Below are 25,429 nucleotides of genomic sequence, written 5' to 3' on the forward strand. Positions count from 1 at the left end.
GGCCCTCCTGACGGGCCGGGGCCGGCCCGTCAGGGGGCGTCGGGGAGGTGGTCCGGCGGGGGCGTGGGGGCGCCGGGGAGGCGCACGACCGCCTCGGTGCCGCCCTTCCCGTCCCGCGCCGGGCGCAGGACGACCTCGCCGCCGCAACGGCGGACCGTGCGGGCCACGATGGACAGTCCCAGCCCGGAACCGGGCAGGCTGCGGGCGGACGGGGAGCGCCAGAAGCGGTCGAAGACGTACGGGAGTTCGTCCTCCGGGATGCCGGGCCCGTGGTCGCGCACGCGCAGCGTCCCGTCGGCGAGGACGACCTCGACCGTCCCGCCGGGCGGGGAGAACTTCACCGCGTTGTCCAGCAGGTTGACCACCGCCCGTTCCAGGGCGGCCGGCTCGGCGCGCACGTACCAGGGCGCCAGGTCACAGGTGACGGTGATGCCCGAGCCGCGCAGCCGGGCGCGTCCGACGGCCCGTTCGGTGGCTTCGTGCAGGCCGACGACCTCGACGTGCCCGCCGGGCGCGGTGTCGTGCCGGGAGAGTTCCTGGAGGTCGCCGATGAGCGAGGCGAGTTCGGTGATCTGCGCCCGCACCGACTCCAGTAGCGCCCGGCGGTCCTCCGGCGGCAGCGAGCGGCCGGTCTGCTCGCTGCGCACCAGCAGGTCGATGTTGGTGCGCAGCGAGGTGAGCGGGGTGCGCAGTTCGTGTCCGGCGTCGGCGATGAGCTGCTGCTGGAGGTCGCGCGAGGTGGCCAGGGCGGCGGTCATGGCGTTGAAGGAGCGCGACAGGCGGGCGATCTCGTCGTCGCCCTCGACGGGGATGCGGACGGCCAGGTCCTCGGTGCGGGCGACGTGTTCCACCGCGCCCGTCAACCGGTCCACCGGTCGCAGGCCGGTGCGCGCGAGCAGGACGCCCGTGCCCGCCGCGCCGAGCACGCCACCGGCGGCGACCAGGCCGAGGACGAGGGCGAGGGTGTCCAGGCTGTCGTCGACCTCGGCCATCGGGCGGGCCACGGTCACGGCGGCGTCCGTACCGCTCAGGGGGGTCGTCAGCACGCGGTACCGGGCGCCGCCCGCGGTGACGGTGTGCAGGGCCTCCTCGCGCTCGCCGCGGGCGACCGCCACGTCGGCGGCGGAGACCGGCAGGGGCTGTTCGCCGAAGGCCATGCAGCTGGTGCCGTTGCGGTCCACGAGCTGCACGGTGGAGTCGAACGGGTTGGCCACGTCCCGCCGCTGTTCCTCGGGCACCGCCCGGCACTGTCCGGTCTGCACGAGGTCGATGAGGAGGCGGTCCGGCACCCGGTTGTCGTGCAGGGCGTCGTCGAGGGAATCGACGAGCTGCGCCCGCACCAGGAGCCAGGCGGCCAGGGAGCACGCCGCCACCGCGACCGCCACGGTGGCGGCCACCAGCAGGGCCAGGCGCGAGCGCAGCGGCAGGGAGCCCGGACGGAACGTCACTGTCCCGGACCCGCGGGGTTCTCGCGCAGCACGTAACCGACCCCGCGCACGGTGTGCACCAGGCGCGGCTCGCCGCCGGCCTCGGTCTTGCGGCGCAGGTACATCACGTACACGTCCAGGGAGTTGGAGGAGGGCTCGAAGTCGAAGCCCCAGACGGTCTTGAGGATCTGTTCACGGGTGAGGACCTGACGCGGGTGGGCCATGAACATCTCCAGCAGGGTGAACTCCGTCCGCGTCAGCTCCACCGACCGGCCGCCGCGGGTCACCTCGCGGGTGGTGAGGTCCATCCGCAGGTCGGCGAAGGTCAGCACCTCGGTGTTCTCCGCGCCCGCCTGCTCACGCGCGTAGGAGCTGCGGCGCAGCAGGGCCCGGACGCGGGCCAGCAGCTCGTCCAGCTCGAACGGTTTGACCAGGTAGTCGTCCGCGCCGGCGTCCAGTCCGGTGACGCGGTCGCCGACGGTGTCGCGCGCGGTGAGCATCAGGACGGGAACGGTCTCCCCGTGCGCGCGCAGCCGTCGGGCGGCGGTCAGGCCGTCCGTGCGCGGCATCAGCACGTCCAGGATCACCAGGTCGGGCCGGTGCGCCTCGACCTTCCGCAGGGCCTCCGTGCCGTCGGCGGCCAGTTCCGTCGCGTATCCCTCGAAGGCCAGGCTGCGGCGCAGGGCCTCCCGGACGGCCGGCTCGTCGTCGACGATCAGGACGCGGGCGGGCGGGGCGGAGTGGGGCGTGGCGGTCGGGTCGGTGGTCATGGAGGGGAGTGTCGCACTCGCCTCAGTCACCGGCGCGCAGGTCGTCGAGGATCTCCTTCACGTCGTTGACGGGGACGGCGAAGCCCAGGCCGACGCTGCCCGCCTCGCCGCCCGTGGCGGAGGCGTTGTCGTGGATCGCGGAGTTGATGCCGATGACGCTCCCGTCCATGGCGACCAACGGTCCGCCGGAGTTGCCGGGGTTGAGGGAGGCGTCGGTCTGGATGGCCTCGTAGGTGGTGGTCTCCGGGCCGACGTCGCCGTTGTACCGGCCGCCGCCGAACTCGAACGGCCAGGCGTCGCCGCGCGGTCGGGCGTCGTCCCCCTGTTCCTTCTCCACGGTGACCTCGCGGTCCTTGGCGGAGACGATGCCGCTGGTGACGGTGCCCGACAGGCCCTCGGGCGAGCCGAACGCCACCACCCGGTCGCCGATGGCGACGGCGTCGGAGTCGCCGAGTTCGGCGGGGTGGAGGTCCTTCGCCCCGTCGACTTGGATCAGCGCCATGTCGAGGTCGGGGTCGGTGCCCACGATCTCGGCCTCGGCGGTGTCGCCGTCGGCGAAGGTGACCTCGATCGCGCTCGCGCCGGAGACGACGTGGTTGTTGGTGAGGATCTCGCCGTTCTCGGAGATCACCACGCCGGAGCCGGTCGCGGAGCCGGAGCCGGAGGCGGCGTCGATCTCCACGACGCTGGGGCCGACGGCCCTGGCCACATCGGCGACGGTGGCGTCGGAGTCGGAGGCGTTGGAGCCGAGGACGGAGGAGGTGGCGGCGGGCGCGGAACCGTCCCCGAGCGCCTCGCCGACCACCGTCGCCGTACCGCCGCCGATCGCGGCGGCCACGACCGCCACGGCCGCCAACAGCCCGACGGGGCGGCGCGCCCGCCGCCGGGCGGGCACGCCGGAGGCCGCGTCGGGAGCGGGCCGCGGGGCCGCGGGAGGGGGCTCGTGGACGGCGGGCTCGTACGACGGGAGGAGCGGGTACGCGCGGTGGGTCTCGTGGTCGCTCATGCCGACGAGTGTGCGTGCCCGGAATGAGAACTCCATGAGGGCGGACTGAGGCCCCGGAAAGAATCGCGCCGCGCGCCCGCGGGAGTGGCCGGGCCGCGCCCCGCCGGGCTCCGTCAGCCGTCGCAGCCGCAGGAGCGGCGCACCACCAGCCCCGACGGGAACTGCCGCACGCGCTCGCGCCGCGACCCCGTCAGCCGCAGCCCGTCGTCCAGCACCAGGTCCACCGCCGCGCGGGCCATCGCCTCGCGGTCCGAACCCACCGTGGTCAGCGGCGGGTCCGTCAAAGCCGCCTCCTTGACGTCGTCGAACCCGGCCACCGCCAGTTCGCCGGGGACGTCGAGGCCCAGCTCGCGGGCGGCGCGCAGCACGCCGATGGCCTGGTCGTCGGTGGCGCACACCAGCGCGGGCGGGCGGTCCGGCCCCGAGAGCAGGTCGAGGGCGACGCGGTAGGTGTCGTAGCGGTTGTAGGGGGCCTGGAAGAGGCGGCCCTCGATGGGGCGGCCCGCCTCCCGCATCGCCCGGCGCCAGCCCTCCACGTGGTCGGTGACCGGGTCGCCGTAGGCGGGGGTGGACTCCACGCCGCCCAGACAGGCCACGTACTCGTGCCCGTGCTCCAGCAGGTGCCGGGTGACCATCTGGGCGCCGCCGACGTCGTCGAGGACGACGGCCACGTCGTCGATCGCCTCGGGCCGCCGGTGCAGCAGCACCACGCGCGCGTCCCACGCCTCGATCTCGGTCGCGGCGCGCTCGCTGGGGCCCTGGCTGATCAGGATCAGCCCGGAGACCCGCATGCCGAGGAAGGCGCGCAGGTAGTGCACCTCGCGTTCGTCGAGGTAGTCGGAGTTGCCGACGAGCACCATCTTCCCGCGGTCGGCGGCGGCCTGTTCGACGGCGTGCGCCATCTCCGCGAAGAAGGGCTGGCGGGCGTCGGGGACGATCAGCCCTATCAGGTCGGTGCGGCGCGAGGCCATCGCCTGGGCGACCCGGTCCGGCCGGTACCCCAGCTCCTTGATCGCCGCGAGTACCCGCTCGCGGGTGGCCGGAGCGACCGGCCGTGGGCCGTTGTTGATCACATAGCTGACGACAGCGGTCGACGTACCCGCCAGTCTCGCCACATCGTCCCGCGTCACCTTGGCCACAGCGCGAAGTCTACGTGCGTCGCGTCAGTTCCCGCGCCGCTTGGGAGCGGTTCCGCTCCCGGGCCCCCGCGGCACGCCGTTCGCGGCGGCCCGCGCCACCTTCTCCGCGGCGTCGACGGTGGCCTTCGCCTCCTCGCGGGCCTTCTTCTCCCCCTCGTCGGGCTCCTTCTTCTCCGGCAGCACGAAGCGGTAACCGACGTTGCGGACGGTGCCGATCAGCGCCTCGTGCTCCGGGCCGAGCTTCGCCCGCAGCCGCCGCACGTGGACGTCGACGGTGCGCGTGCCGCCGAAGTAGTCGTATCCCCACACCTCCTGGAGGAGTTGGGCGCGGGTGAAGACCCGGCCGGGGTGCTGCGCCAGGTACTTCAGCAGCTCGAACTCCTTGAAGGTCAGGTCCAGGACCCGGCCCTTGAGCTTGGCGCTGTAGGTGGCCTCGTCCACCGACAGGTCGCCGGTGCGGATCTCCATCGGGCTGTCGTCGCCGGTGATCTGTTGGCGTCCCGTGGCCAGGCGCAGTCGGGCCTCCACCTCGGCCGGGCCGGCGGTGTCCAGCAGCACGTCGTCGACGCCCCACTCGGCGGTGACGGCGGCGAGACCGCCCTCGGTGACCACCAGGAGCAGCGGACAGCCGGGGCCGGTGGAGCGCAGGAGCTGGCAGAGGGAGCGGACCTGGGGCAGGTCGCGCCGGCCGTCGATCAGGATGACGTCGGCGCCGGGGGTGTCGACGAGGGCGGGCCCCTCGGCCGGGGCCACCCGGACGTTGTGCAACAGCAGGCCGAGGGCGGGCAGCACTTCACTCGATGGCTGGAGGGCGTTGGTCAGCAGGAGTAGTGAGCTCATGACGTCGAGTCCTTCCTCGGCCCCGCGAGGGACGTGTGGCGGCACTGCTTCGTACTGCGCTCCGAAAAGCGACCGCGCTCCGAAAAGCACGAAAGGACCCGGGGGCGGCGCTGCCCGGATCCTTCTCGTCGTCGAGAATATCCCACGTGAGTGCTGAGACGGAGGGACACGGAGAACCCTTCCGTGGCGGACCGGTCACCTCGCGTGGTGGTCGCACGGAAGTCCGGGAGGCGACGGGAGGGTTTCGACGGGCCCGGTTGCGCACCGTCGACGGGGTGGGCATCGAGGCCGAGTACCGGCCGCGTACCGGCGCGTTCGACGGCCGGGGGAGGGAAGCGGAGGAGGGCGCTCCGAAGGGGCCGGCGATCGTCGTCGCGCACGGTTTCACCGGTTCGCTGGAGCGGCCCGCGGTGCGACGAGCGTCACAGCTCTTCGCCCGCCATGCGGACGTGGTCACGTTCTCCTTCCGTGGTCACGGCCGCTCCGGAGGGCGTTCGACGGTCGGCGACCGCGAGGTGCTGGACCTGGCGGCCGCGGTGCGCTGGGCCCGCTCGCTGGGACACTCGGCGGTGGCGACGGTGGGCTTCTCGATGGGCGGCTCGGTGGTGCTGCGGCACGCGGCGCTCCACGCCCCCCACCGGGCGGACGACGGCGACCGCGGGGACGGGCCGGGCACGGCGTCCGGGACGCGCGGGGCACGGGAACCGCACCGGGTGCGGGAGCCGTCCGGGGGCCACGAGAGGCACGAGGGGCGCACGGACGCACAGGCCGGCACGCACACCGATGCCGTGGTCGCCGTGAGCGCCCCCGCGCGCTGGTACTACCGGGGCACCCCCGCGATGCGACGCGTCCACTGGGCGATCCAGCGGCCGGTCGGGCGGCTGGTCTCCCGCTACGGGCTGCGCACCCGCGTCCACCACCGGGACTGGGACCCGGTGCCCCTGTCACCGGTGGAGGCGGCGCCGCTGATCGCTCCGACGCCCCTGCTGGTGGTGCACGGCGACCGGGACGCCTACTTCCCGCTCGACCACCCGCTGTCGCTGGCCGAAGCCGCCGACCCCGCGACCACGGAGCTGTGGATCGAGCACGGCTTCGGACACGCGGAGAACGCCGCGCCCCCTCGCCTGCTGGAGCGGATCGCCTCCTGGGTCACGGCACGTGCCGAGCGGGCGGCACGCCATGATGGTGCCGGCACGACGGACGGCTGAGAGGGACACCACCATGCCGAACGGCATGATCCGCTACTGGGCCGCGGCGAAGGCCGCCGCCGGGATCACCGAGGAGAGATACGAGGCCCACACCCTCGCCGAGGCGCTGGAGCACGCGCGCGAGCGGCACGCCGACCGGCCGGACTTCGCCCGGGTGCTGCGGCGCTGTTCCTTCCTGGTGGACGGCGACCCCGTCGGTCGACGCGACCACCGGCTCGTCCGACTCACCGAGGGCGGCACCGTCGAGGTGCTCCCCCCCTTCGCGGGAGGCTCCCGATGAACGACCGGCAGTACCCGCAGTACCCGCCCCACCGACACCCGCGACAGCCCCACGACGGACGTCCCCACGAGGCGGGGCCGCCGTACGCCGGGGAACAGCCGTACGGCCACGGTGCGTACGGCTCCCACGGCCCCGACGGCCTCCCCGGCGCCCAGGACTCCCCGTACGACGCCGCCTACGACCCGGCGTACGGCGAGACGCATGGCGGGTCGTACGGCGGGACGTACGGCCCGCACGACCCGGCGTACGACGGGACGTACGGCAACGCCGACGGGTACGGCGCCCCGGGCGGCCCTCCCACCGCGCCCCTGCCGCCCCAACACTCGTACGCGGACCACCCGCACGGCCGGCAGAGCCACCAGGACCCTCGGTACCCCAGGGCCCCGTACCCTGCCAAAACCGCCGGCGGGTCGTGGGACGGGAACGACGCCGGCGGCACGGGCGACGCGAACGGCGCGCCCGGCACCGCCCACTCCCCCGACGCGCCGAACGCCACCACCGCCACCGCCACCGTGGGCGCCTCGTCCGCCCCGCCCGCCCCCACGCCTCGCACCGGTGACCCGATCATCCCGCCGGGACTGGCGCCCGCCGCCCTCACCGCCGTCCTGTGCGTCCTGCTCGCGGCCACCGCCCAGTTCTCCCGTCCGGTGACGGCCGTCGCCGTGGTGCTCCTCCAGGCGGTCACCGCCGCGGGGTGGTACCGGCTCAACGGGATGTGGCCCGCCCGGCAGGGCATCGCGCTGGCGTTCCTCGGCGGCGTCACCGCCGACGTCGCGCTGTTGGCGACCGGCGTCGGGAAGGCCCCGGCGGTCGTCCTCGGCACACTCGGCGTGTGGTGCCTGCTGGTGATCGTCCTCCAACTGCGCAACCACAGTTCGCCCGACGAGCGGCTGTACGCCCTGACCGCCGGGGTGACCTCCGCCGCGCTCACCGTGCTGGCCACCGGCCACCTGGCCGCCGAACCGGACGCGGTGACGGTCGGCGCCCTGGGGGTCGCCGCCGCGACGCTCGCCAGGGCGCTGCCGCTGCCGTCCGCGGTCTCCGTGGTCGCCGCGCTGCTCGCCGCCGCGGGGGCGGGCGTCGCCGCCGGACAGGTCACCTCGCCGGGCGCCTCGGGGGCCGTGTTGGGGCTGGCGGCCGGGGTGTGCGCGCTGATCGGGCTGCGGGTGGCGAGCTACGACTTCCCCTCCCGCTTCGTCCACATGACGGCGGGTGTGGCGCTGCCGCTGACCGCGGCCGTGCCGGCGGTCTACCTGCTCGGCCGGGCCCTGGCCTGACGCCCGCCGGACCGGGCCGCCGGACCGGGCCGCGTCGGCCGGCCCCCGTCGGCCCGGTCCGGATCGCTCCCGTTCGGGTCCCCCCGGACCCCACCCGTTAGGCTCGCCGGAACCCGATCGACTCCTGCCGGCGTCGATTCCCTTCGACCGCGAAACGGCCACCCTGGGGGACCACCACCATGCGCGCACTGCGACTCCTGCTGATATTCCTGGTCGTCCTCGGCGGCCTCTTCGTCGGCGCGGACCGACTGGCGGTCAACCTCGCCGAGGACGAGGCCGCCTCCAGGATCAGGAGCTCCAAGGGCCTGACCGAGGAACCCTCCGTGGAGATCCACGGCTTCCCCTTCCTCACCCAGGTGTTGGACAAGGAGTTGGAGTCGGTCGACGCCACGCTGAACGGGCTGACCGTCAAGGTCGGCGGGCGCGACGTCGACGTCACCGAGGTGGACGTGGCGTTGGAGAAGGTGCGGCTGGAGGACAACCTCTCCTCCGCCATCGCGTCGGAGGCCTCCGGCAGCGCGCGCATCGGCTACCGGGAGCTGACCGAGGCCGGCGGCACGGACCGCGCCGTCCTGGGCTTCGCGGGCGCGGAGCGGGCCGCGGAGAACCAGGTGAAACTGGACGTGAACCTGGCGATCGCGGAGTTCACCCTCTACAGCACGGTGCGGGTGGAGAACGGCGACACCATCGCCCTCCACGCCGAGAACCTCCCCGACCTGCCCGTGGCCGAGGAGATCGTCCGCGGCCAGATCGACCGGAAGCTCCACATCACCGGGCTCCCCGAGGGGTTGGAGCTGCGCGAGGTCGAGGTGCGCGAGGAGGGCGTCGTCCTCCAGCTGAGCGGCTCGGAGGTGGCCCTGATCGGGTAGCGGTGCCGAGCTCCGGCACCACCCGGACCGGCCCGGACCCGCCCGCGTCCGGCCCGCGCGCCGTCGGACCACGCCGCGGTCCACGTTCCGAGACGACCCCGTCCGCACCGCAGAAAGCCGCGCGACGACACTCGAACCCCCGTCCGACCGGGCCCGACACCCTCTTCCACGTCCCGTGATCCGGACAATCCGGTCTCATGATGCGGAACGACGGTGACATCGCCACCGTTCCGTCCTTACGATCGGACGCATGAAGCGACAGGCGCATCTCACGAAGCGACGGGCAGTCGACCTTTGCCGCGTCGCCGCCATGCTCTGTCGCGCCGTCGACTGACGGCCGGCTCTCGGTGCCCTTCGCGGCCCGGCCCGCAGCCGCACGTCCCCTCGCTGTCCCCCGCCCCGCGACGTACAGCGTCGTGCGCGCGCACCGGCGTCACATGCCCCGCGCCCGCACACCCACCGCATCCGCACCGCACACCGAAGCACCTGCCCTCCGGAGGAGAGACATGAGCCGCAGTGACGTCCTGGTGGACGCCGACTGGGTCGAGGCCCACATCGACGACCCCAAGGTGGTCATCGTCGAGGTCGACGAGGACACCTCGGCCTACGAGAAGAACCACATCAAGAACGCCATCCGGATCGACTGGAAGACCGAACTCCAGGACCCGGTGCGCCGTGACTTCGTCGACCGGGCCGGTTTCGAGAAGCTCCTCTCCGAGAAGGGCATCGCGGGCGACGACACCGTCGTCCTCTACGGCGGCAACAACAACTGGTTCGCCGCCTACGCCTACTGGTACTTCAAGCTCTACGGCCACCAGGACGTCAAGCTCCTCGACGGCGGTCGCAAGAAGTGGGAGCTGGACGCCCGCGAGCTGGTCTCCGAGGTGCCGTCCCGCCCGAAGACCGAGTACAAGGCCAAGGAGCAGGACACCTCCATCCGCGCCTTCCGCGACGACGTCGTCGAGGCGATCGGCAAGCTGAACCTGGTGGACGTCCGCTCCCCCGACGAGTTCAGCGGCAAGCTGCTCGCCCCGGCCCACCTGCCGCAGGAGCAGTCGCAGCGTCCGGGCCACGTCCCGACCGCCCGCAACATCCCGTGGTCGAAGTCCGCCAACGACGACGGCACCTTCAAGTCCGACGAGGAGCTGAAGGAGCTGTACGAGGCCGAGGGCGTGGACCTGGGCAAGGACACCATCGCCTACTGCCGCATCGGCGAGCGCTCCGCCCACACCTGGTTCGTGCTGCACGAGCTGCTCGGCCAGGAGAACGTCAAGAACTACGACGGCTCCTGGACGGAGTACGGCTCCCTGGTCGGCGTGCCGATCGAGCTCGGCACCGGCAAGGACGCCTGAGTTCGCCGAGTCCGGCGGTACCGACGCCCCTCAGAACCGTTTTCATCCGGAAGGCAGAGAACCCAGACATGTGCGGAGCACAGGCGGGCGGCCCCGACGCCGCCTCCATCAAGCCCGGTGAGACGACGATCCAGGGCCAGGTGACCCGCGGCGGCGAGCCCGTCACCGGGTACGTCCGCCTCCTGGACGGCACCGGCGAGTTCACGGCCGAGGTCCCGACCTCCGCCACCGGCCAGTTCCGCTTCTACGCGGCCGAAGGCACCTGGACGGTGCGCGCCCTGGTGCCCGGCGGCACCGCGGACCGCACCGTCGTCGCCCAGAAGGGCGGCCTGGTGGAGGTTCCCATCGCGGTGTGACCGTGCGGCGCCGCCGCACCGGACGCACGAAGGCCGTGCCCCCGAGGGTTGGACAGCCTGGACGGGGGGCGCGGCCTCCGTGCGTTCCGCGCGGGGCGTCCTCGACGCGACGCCCTCGGCGGGACGTCCTCAGTAGACGAGCGACCGCACGTCCTCGCCCATGATCTCGCTGACGAAGACCTGGGCTCCGGCGATGCGGACGCCCTCGATCACGTCCTTCTCCTCGATCCCGCGCCGTGCCGCGCACTGCGTGCACAGCGTGATCCGGCCGCCCGCCAGCACTCCGTCGATCAGCTCCGGCAGCGGCGCGGAGTGCGGCAGCTCGAACTCCGCCGCCCGTCCGGGCAGCGCGAACCACGCCGACTCGCCGGTGAGCCAGAGCGAGACCTCCACCCCACTGGCCACGGCCACCGCCGCCACCGTGAACGCCTGCGAACACCGCTCGGGCGCGTCCGCGCCGGCCGTCACCTTGATCACGAGCTTCTTCGTCCCGGCTGTCATGTGACCACCGTAGCGGCGTCGCAATCCGATCGTGATCGTCGGGTGCGCAACCTTCCCCACCTCGTCCTTGTCAGCGAACCGACAAGAGTTGCGAGGTGACCCCCATGTCCGCGATCCCGCCGCCCCCGGCGGAGCCCCCCAGGTCCGTGCCCGAGCCGCCGTCCGAGGCACCGCCCGAACCACCGACCGAACCGCCGTCCGAGGCGGCACCGGAGGCGCTGCCGCCGGCCGCCCTCCCGCCCCGGCGCCGCGGACGCACCGCCCTGCTGCTCGCCTGCGCCGCCCTCCTGGGCACCGTCGGCGGCATCGCCGGCGGCTACACCGTCCAGGCCGACCGCGCCCCCACGCCGCTGCCGCCCCTCTCCCAGGCGGAGCTGTCCTACCCCGACGAGCCGCTCGCCGAGGGGGCGGGCCGCGAGCCGCTCACCGCCGAGGAGGACCGGCGGATCAAGACCGACGGCGACCTGCGCGCGCTGCTCCTGAACAAGCCCGAGGGCGCGCGCAAGGCGGACCTCCCGGCCGGCCAGGACGGCTGGGCGCGGCTTCCCCTGTACGCCCTCGACTACGAGAGGCCGGACTACGCCTTCGAGAGCTTCCTCGGGAGGGACGTCCGCCGTGTCGCGATCACCGGATGGGAGGAGGGCGAGAACCGCGGGGTGGAGATCAGCCTCATGCAGTTCCGCAGCCTCCACGACCACTCGGCCCGCGACTACCTGGAGGAGCAGCAGGCCAGCATGGAGTTCGACGACCACGTGGGCGACGAGGGCACACCCCTGAACGGTTCGGGTGACCACCTCTACTACGTCTTCGACGAGCCCCTCCGGGAGCCGGGATACCTCCCGGTGTACCAGACCAGGGCCCTCGCCCGGCGCGGCGACATCGTGATGGACGTGTGGATCTACGACACCGAGCCGATCAGCCGACAGGACATCAGGTCCCTGGCCGAGCGGCAGCTGGAGCGGCTGTGAGCGAACCGAGACAGGAGAACCGACCGGTGGACCGGGACACGGGCGGCGAGGCGGCCGAGACCGCGCACCCGACAGGGACCGGAGCCGAAGGCGGAACGGACGCCCCGGCGGAGGCCGGGGCGGAGTCGGCGGAGCACGGAGCCGGGACCGGGACCGGGACCGAAAGCGAAACCGGAACCGGAACCGAAATCGGAACGGACGGTGAGCCGCGCCCGGCGGGCCGCGGACGCGACGTCCTCCTCACGGCCCTGGCCGTCGTCCTGGTCCTCGGCGCGGCGGGCGGCGGCCTCGCCTACACCAAGGCCACGGTGGACGCCGCCGACCGTTCCGCCCCCACCACGATCTGGAGGCAACCGGAGAAGAACCCCTCGGAGGACGACCCCGCCCCCGACCTCAGCCGCGGCCGCACCGACGGCGAACTGCGCAAGAAGCTGCTCCCGGTACCCGAGAACTTCCGACTCGGCCCGGACATCGCCGAGTTCGGCAACGACGTCGAGCTGAGCGGCGGACACGCTCAGGCCCTGATGGAGATGGACGGCGACGACCTGCCGAGCAGGGAGCGCCGCGCGTACCTGAAGCGCGTGGCGGAACTGCGGATCCAGGGCGTGGTGATGCGCACGTACACGTCGGCCGACAACGACCTCCTGGTCAGGATCCAGATCGCGCGGATGGAGAACGAGAAGGGCCTCCGCGACCTGAGCCGGTTCCGGTCCGGGATGGCCGACGCGCTGTCGGTCTTCCGGGACGGCCCGAGGATCAAGGGCCACGAGAACGCCAGGTGCTTCCTGACGCCCGAGGACGAGGAGAGCGACCTGGAGTCGATGTACTGCACGGCCTACCGGGAGAACCTGCTGGTCTCGTTCCACGCGGACGGCCTCAAGCCCTTCCGGAAGAACGACGCCGCGGAGCTGCTGAAGGACCAACTCGACCACCTGGAGTCCCCGGGGGAGTACATATGACCGAGCCCGTGACCGGCGACGGCCCGGAGCAGACCCCGGCCGGTACGGCCACCGACGCCCCGGCCGACGCCCCGCGTACGGCGGCGGACGCCGCCACATCCGCGCCGCCCCTCCCGGCGGCCCCGCCCGTGCCACCGCAGGCGAACCCGTGGGCCGCTCCCGCCCTGTCGACCGAACCACCGCGTCGCCGCCCCTCCCCCCGGGTGCGGCGGGCCGTGGGCCGCTGGACCGCCGCCGTCGCCGTCTTCGGGGTGTTCTGCGCCGGCACCGCGTACGGCATCACCCGTGCCGAACGGCACGACCTGCCGGGGCTGGCCACCGAGAGCGACGGACGCTGGGAGTACCCGGAGCTGGAACTGCCCGCCCTCCCCTCCGGTTCACCGCGCCCGTTCGCGCTCGGCAACGAGGGGCACATCCACCACGCCGACCTGCGCGACCTGCTGCTCCCGGTCCCCGAGGGCGCCGAGAAGGGTCTGCGGCTGCCCTCGCCGGACGGCGGCTGGGTCGGCATCGAGGACTTCGCCGGGCTCTACAACGTCTGGCAGCGGGAGGAGATGCGGCAGTTCCTGGTGGACACCTCCGTGCGGCACATCGCCGCCCGCGGCTGGGAGATGCCGGACGGCACCCGGACGAGCATCCACCTGCTGCGGTTCAACACCGACGAGATCGCATTGGACTTCTACCGGGATCTGATAATGGGCATCCCGACCCGGTCCTACGCGCCCGAGGCCGCCGGTCCCGACCTGGGGCTCGACATGGACTGGCGGTACAAGGAAGTGCCCGAGAACGTCGGGGTGACCGCCTACCGGGACAAGACGGCGACCGGTGTGCCGCTGCGCATGGCGTACCTGCGCGCCGGGGACATCGTGGGAGTGGTCCTCCAACAGCGGAGGGGCACGGTCCCCGAGATTCCGTTCCGGCAGACGATGATCCTCCAGGCCCAGCTCCTGGGCTGACCCGGACGTCCCCGCCGCCTCGCGTCCCTCCCCACGGCGGCGCGGCGCACCTCACAGCACCGCGCCGCCGCGGGCGGACTAGACTCGACCGCGGGCCGTCCACCGGCCCGTTCGTCCGTGCCGAGCCCCTGAAGGAGCGCTCCCCGTGCTTGAGGCATTCTTCACCGCCCTGCTCGTCCTGGTCTGTGTCGGCGTCCTGGCCTTCATGGGCCTGACCGTGAAGAAGCTCTACCAGGGCCAGCGCTGATCCCGGCGGCCGGCCACGGCCGTCCGGTCCCCGGCGCCGGCCGCGCGCGGCACGTCCGCGTTCCGCAGTCCACTCGTCCTCGACAGATCGTCTGAGCACCCCATGATCGAGATTCCGTCCGACCTCCACCCGGACCTCGTCCCCCTGGCCTTCCTCCTGGGCAACTGGGCGGGGGCGGGCGTCGCCGACTTCCCCGGCCGCGAGCAGTGCAACTTCGGCCAGGAGGTCTCCTTCTCGCACGACGGCCGGGACTTCCTGGAGTACGTCTCGCGCACCTGGGAGCTCGACGCCGAGGGCGAGAAGGTCCGCCCGCTGGAGTCCGAGACCGGCTACTGGCGGATCGACGCCGAGCGCAAGGTCGAGGTCGTCATGATCCGCGACCAGGGCGTCGCCGAGGTCTGGTACGGCGAGATGGCCGAGCAGAAGCCGCAGATCGACCTGGCCACCGACGCCGTCGCCCGGCTCTCCTCCGCCGGCGAGTACTCCGGCGGCAAGCGTCTGTACGGCTACGTCAAGGGCGACCTGATGTGGGTCGGCGAACTGGCCACGCCCACCACGCCGCTGCGCCCGTACATGTCGGCCCACCTGAAGAAGGTCGTCGACCCGAGCGAGTGGGCCAAGGACCTCAAGGACCTCCCGGACGACGGCATCGCGTTCTTCAAGTGAGCCGCTCCCCGGTGACGCCCGACGGCCCGTGCCGCCGGGCCGGGGAACGCCCGTGCCCCGGCGGTGGGGTGAGCGGGGGCGGACCGGGGGCGCTCACCACCCACCGGGTACGGACCGTTCCGCACCGTGCTCTCCGTACACTGGCCGTGTGGTGAGCACCGACTGGCAGAGCGACCTCCGCAGACGTGGCTACCGGCTGACGCCGCAGCGCCAGCTCGTACTGGAGGCCGTCGACAAGCTGGAACACTCCACCCCCGACGACATCCTCGCCGAGGTGCGGCGCACGGCGGGCGGTGTCAACATCTCCACCGTCTACCGCACGTTGGAGCTGTTGGAGGAGCTGGGGCTGGTCAGCCACGCCCACCTGGGCCACGGCGCTCCCACGTACCACCTGGCCGACCGGCACGACCACATGCACCTGGTCTGCCGGGACTGCGACAGGGTGATCGAGGCCGACACCCGGCTCGCCGACGACTTCGTCGAACGGCTGCGGCGGGAGTTCGGATTCGACACCGACATGAAGCACTTCGCGATCTTCGGCCGCTGCCGCGACTGCGCCGCCCGGCGTCCGGAGGCGGGCGCGGACGGGAACACGGGCGGCGCGGGGTCGTAGGCTGGCGGCATGTCGTACAAGAGCCCTCTGCTGTCGCTGCCCGGCGCCGTCCCCGCCGAGGCTCCGGACGAAGGCGTCGCCGCGCACTACGGCGACCTCTTCCGCGAGCAGCGCACGCTCGCCGACGGCGGCGGTCTGGTGGACCTCTCGCACCGCGGCGTGGTGACCGTCAGCGGCGAGGACCGGCTGAGCTGGCTGCACCTGCTGATCACCCAGCACGTCAGCGAGCTGGAGCCCCACCGTGCCACCGAGGCGCTGATCCTCTCCGCGCACGGCCACATCGAGCACGCGCTCTACCTGGTCGACGACGGCGCCACCACCTGGATCCACGTGGAACCGGGCACCCAGGGGGAGCTGATCGCGTACCTGGAGAGCATGAAGTTCTTCTACCGGGTCGAGGTCGCCGACGCGACGGACGAGTACGCCGTGGTCCACCTCCCGGCGGGCTCCATCGCCGACGCCCCCGAGGGCGTGGTCGTCCGTGAGACGCCGCACGGCCGGGACCTGTTCCTGCCGCGTGCCGAACTGGAGCCCTTCGCCGCCGCCCACGGCCCGGTGATCGGCGTCCTGGCCCTGGAGGCGCTGCGCGTCGAGGCGCACCGGCCTCGGGTGGGCCTGGAGACCGACCACCGCACCATCCCGCACGAGCTGGGGTGGATCGGCACCGCCGTCCACCTCCAGAAGGGCTGCTACCGGGGCCAGGAGACGGTGGCGCGCGTCCACAACCTGGGGAAGCCGCCGCGCCGGCTGGTCTTCCTGCACCTGGACGGCAGCGAGGTGCACCTGCCCGGCCACGGCACGCCGATCCGTCTGGCGGCGGACGGCGAGGAGGGGCGGCAGCTCGGCTTCGTCACCACCTCGGCCCGCCACCACGAGCTGGGCCCGATCGCCCTGGCACTGGTGAAGCGGAACGTGCCGGTGGACGCGGAGCTGCTGGCGGGCGACACGGCGGCGGCGCAGGAGGTCGTGGTCGAACCCTGAAGCCCACGGCGCGTCCCGGGCCCTCACGGCGCCGTTCGGGAAGCGACCCGTCCCCCAAGAGTCGCTTCAGGAAGGGCCGGGCGTCTTCGTCGGAGATCCCCACCAGCGGGACGACGGCGGCGAGCGCGTACTCCGCGTCCCGGTGTCCGACCGCGTTCGGGTGCTTCGGCCTCCGGGCCCACGCGCCGCCCGGGTGGCGCAGTTCGACGATCACCGGGAAGGGGGCGGCGTCCGGGCCCGCGTGGGACAAGGCCGTGCGCACCGCCTCCTCGTCCGGTCCGCGCAGCAGGGCGTTGTCGCCGGTCCAGGGCACGGGCACGGGCGGGTCGTCGTGGATGGCGGCGCAGTCCGCGTACGGCAACTCCCGCACGGTGTCCACCAGCGGTGTTCCGCACGGACGTCACCGGGCTGACCGCCGACGAGGCGCGGGCCCTGTTCGTCCTGGTGGCACGGGGCACCCACGCCGCCCTGGGCTTGGACGCCGCGCTCGGTTCCGCGTTGCGGAAGGTGATGGCCGTGCTGCCCGCGCCGCACCGCCCGGCGGCCGAGTCGACCAGCCGTCGCGTCCTGGTGGACCCCGAACGCCGGCCGGCGGGCCCGCGCGGAGCTGGTCCGCGCCACGACGGAGATCCGCGCCCTGTACGGCGGAGACTGACGCTCGGACACGGCGGTACCGGCACCGGGGGCGGTACACCGGGTCGCATACCGGTCCGGTGGGTGCATACTGGCTGTGATGACGAAATCGGCCGTAGCCCGGCGCCACTTGCCCACCAGCCCCTTCAAAGCTCCGGTCGTACCGCCCGCGAAGCTGTTCGCCGTGGGGGAGCGGGTCACACACGACACGTACGGCCTCGGCCGGGTCACCGCCGTCGAGGACGGGATCGCGGTACTGGTCGACTTCGGATCGCGACAGGAGCGGATCCCCAGCCCGTACACCAAGCTGAGCGGTCTCTGAGACCACCGCGCCCGGCCGGCGCGCGGCGACCGGCCGGCCTCCTCCCGTACGACGTCCCCGCCCCGAGAGGCAGCCTCCTCATCGACACCACCTCCCTGTTCTCCGCGCCCGAACCGGCGGCACCTCCGGCCACCGCGGCGGGCTCGCGGCCTTTGACACGGGACCTCTTCCAGGCCCCGGACTTCGGGGACGACCCGTTCGAGGACCTTCCCGAAGACCCGGACGAGGACCTCTCCGAAGCCGCCGCCCCCTCGACTCCGGACGAGGCCGGCGGCCGGGAGCGGCCGGGTGGCGGCTCGCCCCGTCGGCGCGGCTCCTCCGGCGGCCCGCGCCCGCGGGGGAACCGGGCGAGGACCGGTCGCCGACCCCGGCCGTAGCCCGCTTCGTCCCACCGGTTCCGTCGCGTCGGTTCCGTATCCGCCGGCGCGCCGGTGCCCCGGCCGCCCGCCCCCGTCGCGGACGGTCCGGCGGAGACGGCTCGGCGCGCCTTCGGGAGCCGGGGGCACGGTGCTGTTCCCCCTCTACGCCCCCTCTACGGTGAGTGAACCGAGGACCGGGTCCTCCGGGCCGGTCGCGCCGGCCCCCGTGGACGACGACGGGGGTGGGAGCACCGTGGAGCTCGAACCGGCGGACGCGGGGGCGGCGGTGCGCGACGAACTGCTCCGGGCCGCCGGCACGACCCGGAGGACGTCTCCGAGCACCTCGGGGCTGACCGGCCCCGGGCGGCGCGTCCTCCCGGGGCGTCGGTGACACGCGTGCCGGGGTGTTCGAGCGGACGCCGTCCTCACAGCGTCTCGCTGAGGGTGTCGGCGATGCGGCGGCGGGCGGCGCGGGCGGCGGGGAGGGCCGAGACGGCGGCCGAGGCCGCCACGGCCGAGGCGACCACCAGGGCCAGGGTGCCGGCGGAGGGCGGTTGGGCGATGCCGGCGCCGACACCGCCGGTGTGGGAGAGGACGTCGATCAGCCGCGTTCCGGCGACCGCGCCGACGGTCACGCCGGCCACGGCGGCGGCCAGGGCGGTGACGCCGGTGGAGACCACGATCACGCCCGCTATCTGACGCGGGGCGAGACCGACGGCCTTGAGGGCGAGCAGGTCGCGCCGGCGGTCGCGGACGCGGGCGCCGAGGATGGTGGAGAGTTCGGTGAGGCCGATCAGGGCGAGCACGGCGATCAGTCCGGCGACGACGCCGCGCATCGCGGAGAGCCCGTCGGCGGGGTTGGGCACCTCGCGGACCTCCAGGCGTCCGCCGGAGGAGTCGACCAGCTCGGTGCCGACCTCCTGCGCGTCGGCGCCGTCGCGCAGCACCAGATGGTGGAAGTCGGGCTCGGTGGTGCCGTCCTCGTCCAGGTCGAGACTGTCCAGGGAGGTGGAGACGATGCGTCCGCCGTCCTCGGTCTCGATGGCGCGTCCGGTGATGTGGAGGATCTGGGGGCGGCCCTGGACGGTCATCCGCACCCAGTCGCCGACGCGCGCGTCCAGCAGGTCCAGCAGTCCCTGTCCGGCCACCGCCTCGTCCGGGCCGTCGGGGAGGCTCCCCTCGGCGAGGGCGAACGGGTAGGGCTCGGCGTCGGTGCCCAGGCCGCGCAGGGTGATGGTGCCGGTCTGTCCGGGGACCAGCGCCTCGACCTCCGTGCCGGGGTGGACGGCGGTGACGTCGGGGTGTTCGGAGGCCAGTCGCTCGACGTCCACGCCCGCGCCGTCGGGGCCGACGGGCGAGGTCTCGCGCACGGTGAGGGCGGCGGGCAGTCCGATCTCCTCGGGGTGGGTCTGGAACCGGTCGAGGGTGGTCCAGGCGCCCAGCGCGACCGTGATCATCGCCAGTGGCACGGCCAGCCGTCCGACGGCGGCCAGGGAGCGGAGGCGGCCGGGGAAGGCGCCGCGCCAGCCGAGCACCAGGGCGGGCGGCACGTCCTTGCCCAGCGCCCGTCGCTCGACCCGGGTCAGGGTGCCCGGTCCGGGCGGCACGGTGGTGCGGGCCACCGGCACCGGCGGCACCCGGCCGGCGCGCCAGGCGGCCAGCCAGGTGGCGGTGGCGATGAACAGCACGGAGCAGGCGGTGGTGCCCAGCACCGTCCAGGTGTGGCCGGGCAGCCGTCGCCACAGGTCCGCGGCCTCGCCGATGCGGCCGGGGACGTGGGCGCCGAGCAGTTCGGTGACGGCGGCGCCGGTGGCGACGCCGAGGAGGGCGAAGGCCAGGTGCTGGACGAGGAAGACGCGGACGACCTGGCCGGGCGTGAAGCCGATGGCCTTGAGGACGGAGATGTCCCGCAGGTGGCCGTGGATCCGGGTGCTGATGGCCCCGGCCACGGCGAGGGCGGCGGCCAGCAGCGCCCCGAGCCCGAAGAGGCCCAGCAGGAGTCCGAGCAGCCGGTTCTCGCCCTCGGCCTCGGTGCGGGCCTGCTGCCAGCGGGTGACCTCCTGGACGCGGTCGGCGCCGAGGAGGGTGACGGCCCGCTGGACGGTGAAGTCGGTGTCGCCGGGGTCGCCCAGCCGCAGGCCGACGGTCCGGCCGGTCCGTTCGGGGGCGAGCGCCAGGGCGTCGAGGGCCGCGGGCGGCAGCCAGGCGACGCCGGGGTTCTCGCCGGGCGCGTAGCGGCGTTCGGCGGTGTCCGCGATGCCCACGACGCGCAGCCCGCGCTCGGTCCCGGAGCCGCCGCGGACGGTGAGGGTGTCGCCGGTCTCGGCCCACAGGGCGGTGGCCAGGGACCTCTCCAGGACGATCTCGTCGTCGGATCCGTGGGCGGCGGGGCGGCCGTCGGTGATCAGCGGGCGGGCCACGGTGGGGGGTTCGGGACCGGTGGCCCGCAGCTCCACGGCGGCGCGGGCGCCGCCGAGTTCGACGGTGGTGCGGGCGGTGGTGTAGGGCCCGGCGACTCCGGTGACGCCCTCCAGGTCGGCGAGCGTCTCCGGTTCGGCATCGGCGCGGGTGTGGATCCACACGTGCGCGCCCTCGGACTGGGTGAAGACCCGCTGCCAGGGGTCGGCGGCGTAGGAGAACAGCGCTCCGGCCAGCAGCAGGCAGGCGGTGATCCCGGCCGTGGCCAGGACGATGAACAGCGCCTCGCCGCGGTGCGCCCGCAGGTCGGCGTGGGCCCAGCGCAGGGTGGCGCGCACGTCGCTCAGTCCTTCAGTTCCAGGACGTCGGCCACGCCGCCCGGTCGCCGCCGCCGGGGGCGGCCGTCCCCGTCGTCGTCCAGGGTCGCGTCGTCGACGACGCGGCCGTCGAAGAAGCTGATCACCCGGTCCGCGGCGCTGGCCATCCGGGCGTCGTGGGTGACGAGGAGGATGGTCTGGCCGCGCTGGTGGAAGCGCGAGAGCAGCCGCAGCACCTCGCGGGTGCCCTTGCTGTCCAGGCTGCCCGCGGGTTCGTCGGCCAGCAGCAGGTCGGGGTGGTTGACCAGGGCGCGGGCCAGGGCGACGCGCTGCTGTTCGCCGCCGGACAGCTCGCCGGGCATGCTGCGTTCCTTGCCGGCCAGGCCGAGTTCCGCCAGGAGTTCGGCGCGGTCGGCGCGGGCCTGTTTCGGGCTGCGCCCGGCGAGCAGGGCGGGCAGCTCGACGTTGTCGGCGACGGTGAGGTTGGAGACGAGGTTGAAGAACTGGAAGACGATGCCGATGCGGCGGCGGCGCAGCGCGGCCCACTGGGACTCGCGGTAGGAGTCCAGGGGTTGCCCGTCGAACCGGATGCTGCCCGCGTCGGGTTTCTGGAGGCCGCCGAGCAGGTGCAGCAGGGTGGACTTGCCGGCGCCGGAGGGGCCGGTGACGGCGACGAACTCGCCGCGCGAGACGCACAGGTCCACTCCGCGTACGGCCCGTACGGGGGCGCCCTCGCCGTGGTGGGTCTTGGTCAGGCCCTCGGCGCGCACGATGGGGTGGGTCTCCCGCCGGTCGTCCGGCCGCTGCTCGTCCGACTGTTGCGCGTCCGGCCGCGCCGGCGTCCCGCGACGGATCACTCCAACTCCTCCTGACAGCGCTCCAACCAGTCCAGGTCGGCCTGGAGGTGCAGCATCGCGCCCTCGATCAGCAGCTGCGCCACCCGGTTGTCCCGGTCCTCGGTGGCGGCGAGCTTGGACAGGGCGCGCATGGTGTTGAGGTACTGGCGGCGCTGCTTGTTGATGAGGGCGATCTGGTCGGCCAGGCCGGTCCGGGGGGCGAGCGCGAGTTTCATGAAGAACTCGTCGCGCACCCTCGGCTCGTCGGTCGGCTCGTCGAACCAGGCCCGCACCGCCTCGCGTCCCGCGTCGGTGAGTCGGTAGATCCGCTTGTTGGGACGGGTCGACTGGGCGACGTCCTCGCCCTCGATCAGGCCCGACTTCTCCAGCCGGCCCAGAGTGACGTAGACCTGTCCGACGTTCGGCTGAGGGTACGCGGCGCCCAGCAGCTTCTCAAGGGCCTGCTTGAGCTCGTATCCGTGGGCGGGTCCCGACGCCAGGAGCGCCAGGAGCGGCAGACGCACGCGCGCACTCCTCCTCCCCGTCCCGCTTCCGGGCCCGGTCCCCGTGCCGGGGCTCCCGCCCGCCGGCCGGTCGTCGGTCTGTCGTCGGTCTCCACGTCGGTCCGCATGCCGTTCGGCGTCTAGTATCGCCCATGCCCAACGGGTATATATGGGCGTCCGGGACTCGACGGGGAGACCGGTGCACGGAGGACGGTGCACGACCGTGCGCGGGAGGAAGCCTATGCGGTGGACGCATGCCGCGGGCAGGGGACTCCTGGCCGCGGCCGTCGTGCTCGCCGGTTACGTCGGCCTGGGCACGCCGTCGGGCGAGTCGGTGGCGCACGCCGGGGGGCGCGGCCCGGTCACCCTGGTCACCGCCGGTGACCTGACCGACTACCTCGATCCCGTGCTGGCCGACTGGAATCGCTCCCACCCGGACGAGAAGGCCACGCTGGTGGAGCTGCCGGAGTCGGCGGACGAGACCCGCGCCCAGTTGGTCACCGGTCTGCGCTCGGGCAGTGACCGCTTCGACGTGCTGAACATCGACGTCACCTGGACCTCGGAGTTCGCGGCGGCGGGCTGGATCTCGCCCGTCGATCCCGATCGCTTCCCGCTGGACGACCTGCTGCCGCCGGTGCTGGACACCGCCACCTTCGGCGGGCGGCTGTACGCCGTCCCCTACGTCACCAACGCCGGGATGCTGTACTACCGCTCGGACGTGCTGGAGGCGGAGGGGGAGCGACCGCCGCGCACCTGGGCCGAGTTGGAACGGCTGGCGAAGGAGGTCGCGCCCGAGTACGGGCTGGGGGGGTACGCGGGCCAGTTCCTGCCGTACGAGGGGTTGACCGCCAACGCCACCGAGGTGGTGCGCTCGGCGGGCGGCTCCCTCCTCGTGGACGAGGGCGCGAAGGTGACGGCCGACTCCTCCGGCACCGAGGAGGGGCTGCGCTTCCTGGTCGACGGGGTGCGCGAGGGGTGGATCCCGAAGGAGTCGCTGTCCTGGAAGGAGGAGGAGTCGCGGGAGGCGTTCCAGGACGGCCGGCTGCTCTTCCTGCGCAACTGGCCGTACGTGTACGCGATGGCGGGCGGCGCGGACTCGAAGGTGGCCGGGAGGTTCGACGCGGTGCCGCTGCCGGGCCCGGACGGTCCGGGCGTCAGCGTGTTGGGCGGCTCCAACCTCGCGGTGAACTCCAACTCCCGGCATCCGGAGACGGCCGCCGATCTGATCGCGTACCTCACCGGCGAGTCGGTGCAGCGCCGGGTGCTGACCGAGGGGTCGCTGCCTCCGGTGCGGGCGAGCCTGTACTCCGACCCGGAGCTGGTGCGCGACTTCCCGTACCTGCCGACCCTGCGCGAGAGCGTGCTGGCGGCCGAGCCACGCCCCAAGAGCCCGCGGTACGACCAGGTGAGCCTGGTGGTGCAGGCGGTGGTGCACGACGCGATGGCGGGGCGGCAGAGCCCGCGGCGGGCGGTCGAACGGTTGGCGCGCGAGCTGGGCGCCATCGCCCGCGAGGACTGATCGGGGCTCGCTCCATCCCCCACCCCTTCTTGGTTACTTGTTAGGTAACCGATGGCTGCTTCATGCCTCCCCTCGCCGGACATACCCCCGCAATAACGACGGCTTTTCAACTACCCGTTGACACCCCGATGTAACCGCTACCTAACATGCATGCACATCAGCGGCCGCCGGGCCGTCAGCCCTACGCACAGAAACCGGTATCCGAGGGATGCTCACAGCCACGACCCACAACGGCATCTCCGCCCGCCCCTCCCGGATCGGCACCGTCCCCGCCGCGGCTCGGGACTGGTGGCGGGACGCGGTCATCTACCAGGTCTACGTCCGCAGCTTCCTGGACAGCACCGGGGACGGCATCGGCGACCTCGCCGGCGTCCGCGCCGGACTGCCGTACCTGCGGAGGCTGGGCGTGGACGGCATCTGGCTGAGCCCCTTCTACCCCTCCCCGCAGCACGACCACGGCTACGACGTCGCCGACTACCGCGACGTCGACCCGGTCTACGGCGACCTGGCGGAGTTCGACCGGCTCGTGGCCGCCGCCCACCGCCTCGGCCTGAAGGTCGTCCTCGACATCGTCCCCAACCACTGCTCCAGCGAGCACCCCTGGTTCCGCGCCGCGCTGGCGGAGGGGCCGGGCGGGCCGCACCGCGCCCTGTTCCACTTCGCCGACGGCCGCGGCGAGCGGGGGGAGCTGCCGCCCAACAACTGGCGGGCGATGTTCGGCGGCCCGGCCTGGTCCCGCGTCACCGAGCCGGACGGCAGGCCCGGCCAGTGGTACCTGCACCTGTTCACGCCCGAGCAGCCCGACCTCAACTGGCGCGAGCCCGCCGTCGCCGAGCACTTCGACGAGGTGCTGCGCTTCTGGCTGGACCGGGGCGTGGACGGCTTCCGCGTCGACGTCGCCGCCGGCCTGTTCAAGCACCCCGAACTGCCCGACTCCCCCGACCCCGGGGCCGACGAGCGCACCCGCGACTCGGTCAACCCCCTGGCCTGGAACCAGCCCGAGGTGCACGGGGTGTGGCGCCGCTGGCGGGCCCTGTGCGACGAGTACGCCGACCGCGACGGCCAGGACAGGCTGCTGGTCGGCGAGGTGTCCGTCCCCACCGCCCGCGAACACGCGAAGTACGTGCGCCCCGACGAGCTGCACCAGGCGTTCTTCTTCCACCTGCTGAGCGCCCCGTGGGACGTGGACGCCTTCCGGAAGGTCATCGACGAGGCGCTGACCGACATCGCGGGCACCGGTTCCACCGTCACCTGGGTGCTCAACAACCACGACCAGGTCAGGACCGTGACCCGGTACGCGACCTCCGGCGACCCCTTCGACGGATCCGAGGGGACGGCCGGAGTGGGCGGGACCGACCACGTGCTGGGGGCCGCCCGCGCCCGTGCCGCCGCCCTGCTGATGTTCGCCCTGCCCGGCGCGGCCTACGTCTACCAGGGCGAGGAGCTGGGCCTGCCCGAGGTCGTGGACCTGCCCGACGAGGTGCTCACCGACCCCATCTTCCGCCGCACCGGCAGCCGTCGGCGCGTCCGCGACGGCTGCCGCGTACCGCTGCCGTGGTCGGGACAGGCGTCGCCCTTCGGTTTCACCTCGGGGGCGGAGGAGGCCCGGCCGTGGCTGCCGCAACCCGAGTGGTTCGCCGAGCACGCCACCGACCGGGCGCTGGCCGACACCCGCTCGTTCTGGCACCTGTACCGCGACGGTCTCCAGCTCCGCCGCTCGCTGCCCCAGCTCGGCGAGGGGAAGCTGCGCTGGCTGGACGCCCCGCCGCAGGTGCTGGCCTTCGAGCGCGGCGACGGCCTGGTGTGCGCGGTCAACTTCGGCACCACCCCCGTCCCCGCCCCGGTCCCCGGCACCCCGCTGCTGGCCAGCGGCGAGTGCCCGGACGGGACGCTGCCCGGATCCACCGCCGCCTGGTGGGTCGACGACTGACCTCCCGCCCACTCCCGACCGCTCCCGACCGCCCCGTCCACCGTCCGCCCACGATCCCTCCCCCCGGCCTCCCCGGCCTCCCCGGCCTCCCCGCCGAAGCGTTCGGCGCCCGGCTCCCCCCGGGCGCCGTAGCCACTCGTTCCCGTTCCACCCGGCCGCCCGGCCGGCCCGAACCCG

The 25,429-nt window shown here is 73.6% G+C and carries 25 protein-coding genes and 1 pseudogene; 17 read left to right on the plus strand and 9 right to left on the minus strand.

All coding sequences use genetic code 11. The features are described 5' to 3' along the window. Window positions 1-29: 29 nt before the first annotated feature. The 5 genes from F0L17_RS11325 to F0L17_RS11345 all read right to left on the minus strand — a co-directional run bounded on the left by F0L17_RS11325 (window position 30) and on the right by F0L17_RS11345 (window position 5,182). On the minus strand, window positions 30-1,448 hold the full coding sequence (locus F0L17_RS11325; protein ID WP_162466070.1) for an ATP-binding protein: 1,419 nt from the start codon (window positions 1,446-1,448) through the stop codon (window positions 30-32). Beyond that, the gene (locus tag F0L17_RS11330; RefSeq protein WP_155070983.1) at window positions 1,445-2,197 is read right to left on the minus strand and encodes a response regulator transcription factor; all 753 of its coding nucleotides are present in this window, start codon (window positions 2,195-2,197) and stop codon (window positions 1,445-1,447) included. The genes F0L17_RS11325 and F0L17_RS11330 overlap by 4 nt, the downstream gene beginning before the upstream one ends. A gap of 22 nt (window positions 2,198-2,219) precedes the next feature. Next, window positions 2,220-3,203 (minus strand): S1C family serine protease, encoded by a 984-nt coding sequence (locus tag F0L17_RS11335; RefSeq protein ID WP_155070984.1) that lies wholly within the window; start codon window positions 3,201-3,203, stop codon window positions 2,220-2,222. 113 nt (window positions 3,204-3,316) lie between these two features. Next, complete coding sequence (locus F0L17_RS11340) at window positions 3,317-4,342, minus strand: substrate-binding domain-containing protein (RefSeq protein ID WP_162466071.1); 1,026 nt, start codon at window positions 4,340-4,342, stop codon at window positions 3,317-3,319. Between the two features lie 24 nt (window positions 4,343-4,366). Continuing rightward, a complete protein-coding gene (locus F0L17_RS11345; protein WP_155070985.1) occupies window positions 4,367-5,182 on the minus strand; it encodes a response regulator transcription factor in 816 nt (271 codons plus the stop codon). Between the two features lie 257 nt (window positions 5,183-5,439). Here F0L17_RS11345 and F0L17_RS11350 point away from each other — a divergent pair, with 257 nt between their 5' ends. The 7 genes from F0L17_RS11350 to F0L17_RS11375 all read left to right on the plus strand — a co-directional run bounded on the left by F0L17_RS11350 (window position 5,440) and on the right by F0L17_RS11375 (window position 10,524). Then, on the plus strand, window positions 5,440-6,390 hold the full coding sequence (locus F0L17_RS11350; protein ID WP_155070986.1) for an alpha/beta hydrolase: 951 nt from the start codon (window positions 5,440-5,442) through the stop codon (window positions 6,388-6,390). A gap of 13 nt (window positions 6,391-6,403) precedes the next feature. Further along, window positions 6,404-6,670, plus strand: coding sequence for a MoaD/ThiS family protein (locus F0L17_RS11355; RefSeq protein WP_155070987.1), 267 nt, complete (start codon window positions 6,404-6,406; stop codon window positions 6,668-6,670). Then, on the plus strand, window positions 6,667-7,947 hold the full coding sequence (locus F0L17_RS11360; protein WP_155070988.1) for a chromosomal replication initiator protein DnaA: 1,281 nt from the start codon (window positions 6,667-6,669) through the stop codon (window positions 7,945-7,947). The genes F0L17_RS11355 and F0L17_RS11360 overlap by 4 nt, the downstream gene beginning before the upstream one ends. Before the next feature lie 179 nt (window positions 7,948-8,126). Further along, window positions 8,127-8,816: an LmeA family phospholipid-binding protein gene (locus F0L17_RS11365; RefSeq protein WP_155070989.1), complete on the plus strand. Its 690-nt coding sequence runs from the start codon at window positions 8,127-8,129 to the stop codon at window positions 8,814-8,816. Between the two features lie 250 nt (window positions 8,817-9,066). After that, the gene (locus F0L17_RS28505) at window positions 9,067-9,150 is read left to right on the plus strand and encodes a putative leader peptide (protein ID WP_420802470.1); all 84 of its coding nucleotides are present in this window, start codon (window positions 9,067-9,069) and stop codon (window positions 9,148-9,150) included. A 172-nt stretch (window positions 9,151-9,322) separates the two neighbouring features. After that, entirely contained in the window at window positions 9,323-10,168 is an 846-nt protein-coding gene (locus F0L17_RS11370) for a sulfurtransferase (protein WP_155070990.1), read from the plus strand. Between the two features lie 68 nt (window positions 10,169-10,236). Continuing rightward, window positions 10,237-10,524 carry a DUF1416 domain-containing protein gene (locus F0L17_RS11375; RefSeq protein WP_155070991.1) on the plus strand — a complete coding sequence of 96 codons (288 nt, stop codon included), beginning with the start codon at window positions 10,237-10,239 and terminating at the stop codon, window positions 10,522-10,524. 129 nt (window positions 10,525-10,653) lie between these two features. Here F0L17_RS11375 and F0L17_RS11380 read toward each other — a convergent pair whose 3' ends face one another. Further along, a complete protein-coding gene (locus F0L17_RS11380; protein ID WP_155070992.1) occupies window positions 10,654-11,025 on the minus strand; it encodes a DsrE family protein in 372 nt (123 codons plus the stop codon). Window positions 11,026-11,129: 104 nt separating this feature from the next. Here F0L17_RS11380 and F0L17_RS11385 point away from each other — a divergent pair, with 104 nt between their 5' ends. The 8 genes and pseudogenes from F0L17_RS11385 (at window position 11,130) to F0L17_RS11425 (ending at window position 17,370) form a co-directional block, all read left to right on the plus strand. Then, complete coding sequence (locus tag F0L17_RS11385; RefSeq protein ID WP_238419336.1) at window positions 11,130-11,993, plus strand: hypothetical protein; 864 nt, start codon at window positions 11,130-11,132, stop codon at window positions 11,991-11,993. Then, on the plus strand, window positions 11,990-12,952 hold the full coding sequence (locus tag F0L17_RS27040; RefSeq protein WP_202917860.1) for a hypothetical protein: 963 nt from the start codon (window positions 11,990-11,992) through the stop codon (window positions 12,950-12,952). Before F0L17_RS11385 ends, F0L17_RS27040 begins: the two co-directional genes overlap by 4 nt. Further along, window positions 12,949-13,908: a hypothetical protein gene (locus F0L17_RS11395; RefSeq protein ID WP_202917861.1), complete on the plus strand. Its 960-nt coding sequence runs from the start codon at window positions 12,949-12,951 to the stop codon at window positions 13,906-13,908. Before F0L17_RS27040 ends, F0L17_RS11395 begins: the two co-directional genes overlap by 4 nt. A gap of 349 nt (window positions 13,909-14,257) precedes the next feature. Further along, on the plus strand, window positions 14,258-14,821 hold the full coding sequence (locus tag F0L17_RS11405; protein ID WP_155070993.1) for a heme-binding beta-barrel domain-containing protein: 564 nt from the start codon (window positions 14,258-14,260) through the stop codon (window positions 14,819-14,821). Window positions 14,822-14,969: 148 nt separating this feature from the next. Continuing rightward, complete coding sequence (locus F0L17_RS11410; protein ID WP_162466072.1) at window positions 14,970-15,434, plus strand: transcriptional repressor; 465 nt, start codon at window positions 14,970-14,972, stop codon at window positions 15,432-15,434. Window positions 15,435-15,443: 9 nt separating this feature from the next. Further along, the gene (gene ygfZ, locus F0L17_RS11415) at window positions 15,444-16,415 is read left to right on the plus strand and encodes a CAF17-like 4Fe-4S cluster assembly/insertion protein YgfZ (protein WP_155070994.1); all 972 of its coding nucleotides are present in this window, start codon (window positions 15,444-15,446) and stop codon (window positions 16,413-16,415) included. A gap of 387 nt (window positions 16,416-16,802) precedes the next feature. Continuing rightward, window positions 16,803-17,001: pseudogene (locus tag F0L17_RS27520) on the plus strand (DNA-binding transcriptional regulator); the annotation flags it as partial. A gap of 147 nt (window positions 17,002-17,148) precedes the next feature. After that, window positions 17,149-17,370: a hypothetical protein gene (locus F0L17_RS11425; protein WP_155070995.1), complete on the plus strand. Its 222-nt coding sequence runs from the start codon at window positions 17,149-17,151 to the stop codon at window positions 17,368-17,370. Between the two features lie 784 nt (window positions 17,371-18,154). Here F0L17_RS11425 and F0L17_RS11430 read toward each other — a convergent pair. From F0L17_RS11430 to F0L17_RS11440, 3 genes are all read right to left on the minus strand, one after another. Beyond that, window positions 18,155-20,485, minus strand: a complete 2,331-nt coding sequence (locus F0L17_RS11430) for an FtsX-like permease family protein (protein WP_162466073.1) — start codon at window positions 20,483-20,485, stop codon at window positions 18,155-18,157. 5 nt (window positions 20,486-20,490) lie between these two features. Beyond that, window positions 20,491-21,237: an ATP-binding cassette domain-containing protein gene (locus F0L17_RS11435; protein ID WP_162466793.1), complete on the minus strand. Its 747-nt coding sequence runs from the start codon at window positions 21,235-21,237 to the stop codon at window positions 20,491-20,493. 80 nt (window positions 21,238-21,317) lie between these two features. After that, window positions 21,318-21,824, minus strand: a complete 507-nt coding sequence (locus F0L17_RS11440) for a helix-turn-helix transcriptional regulator (protein ID WP_162466074.1) — start codon at window positions 21,822-21,824, stop codon at window positions 21,318-21,320. 220 nt (window positions 21,825-22,044) lie between these two features. On the opposite strand from F0L17_RS11440, the gene F0L17_RS11445 reads away from it, so the two are divergent. Then, on the plus strand, window positions 22,045-23,322 hold the full coding sequence (locus F0L17_RS11445) for an ABC transporter substrate-binding protein (protein ID WP_155070996.1): 1,278 nt from the start codon (window positions 22,045-22,047) through the stop codon (window positions 23,320-23,322). 208 nt (window positions 23,323-23,530) lie between these two features. Further along, on the plus strand, window positions 23,531-25,252 hold the full coding sequence (locus tag F0L17_RS11450) for a glycoside hydrolase family 13 protein (RefSeq protein ID WP_155070997.1): 1,722 nt from the start codon (window positions 23,531-23,533) through the stop codon (window positions 25,250-25,252). Window positions 25,253-25,429: the final 177 nt, after the last annotated feature.

It is taken from the genome of Streptomyces taklimakanensis (assembly GCF_009709575.1).
GTDB classification, from domain to species: domain Bacteria; phylum Actinomycetota; class Actinomycetes; order Streptomycetales; family Streptomycetaceae; genus Streptomyces; species Streptomyces taklimakanensis.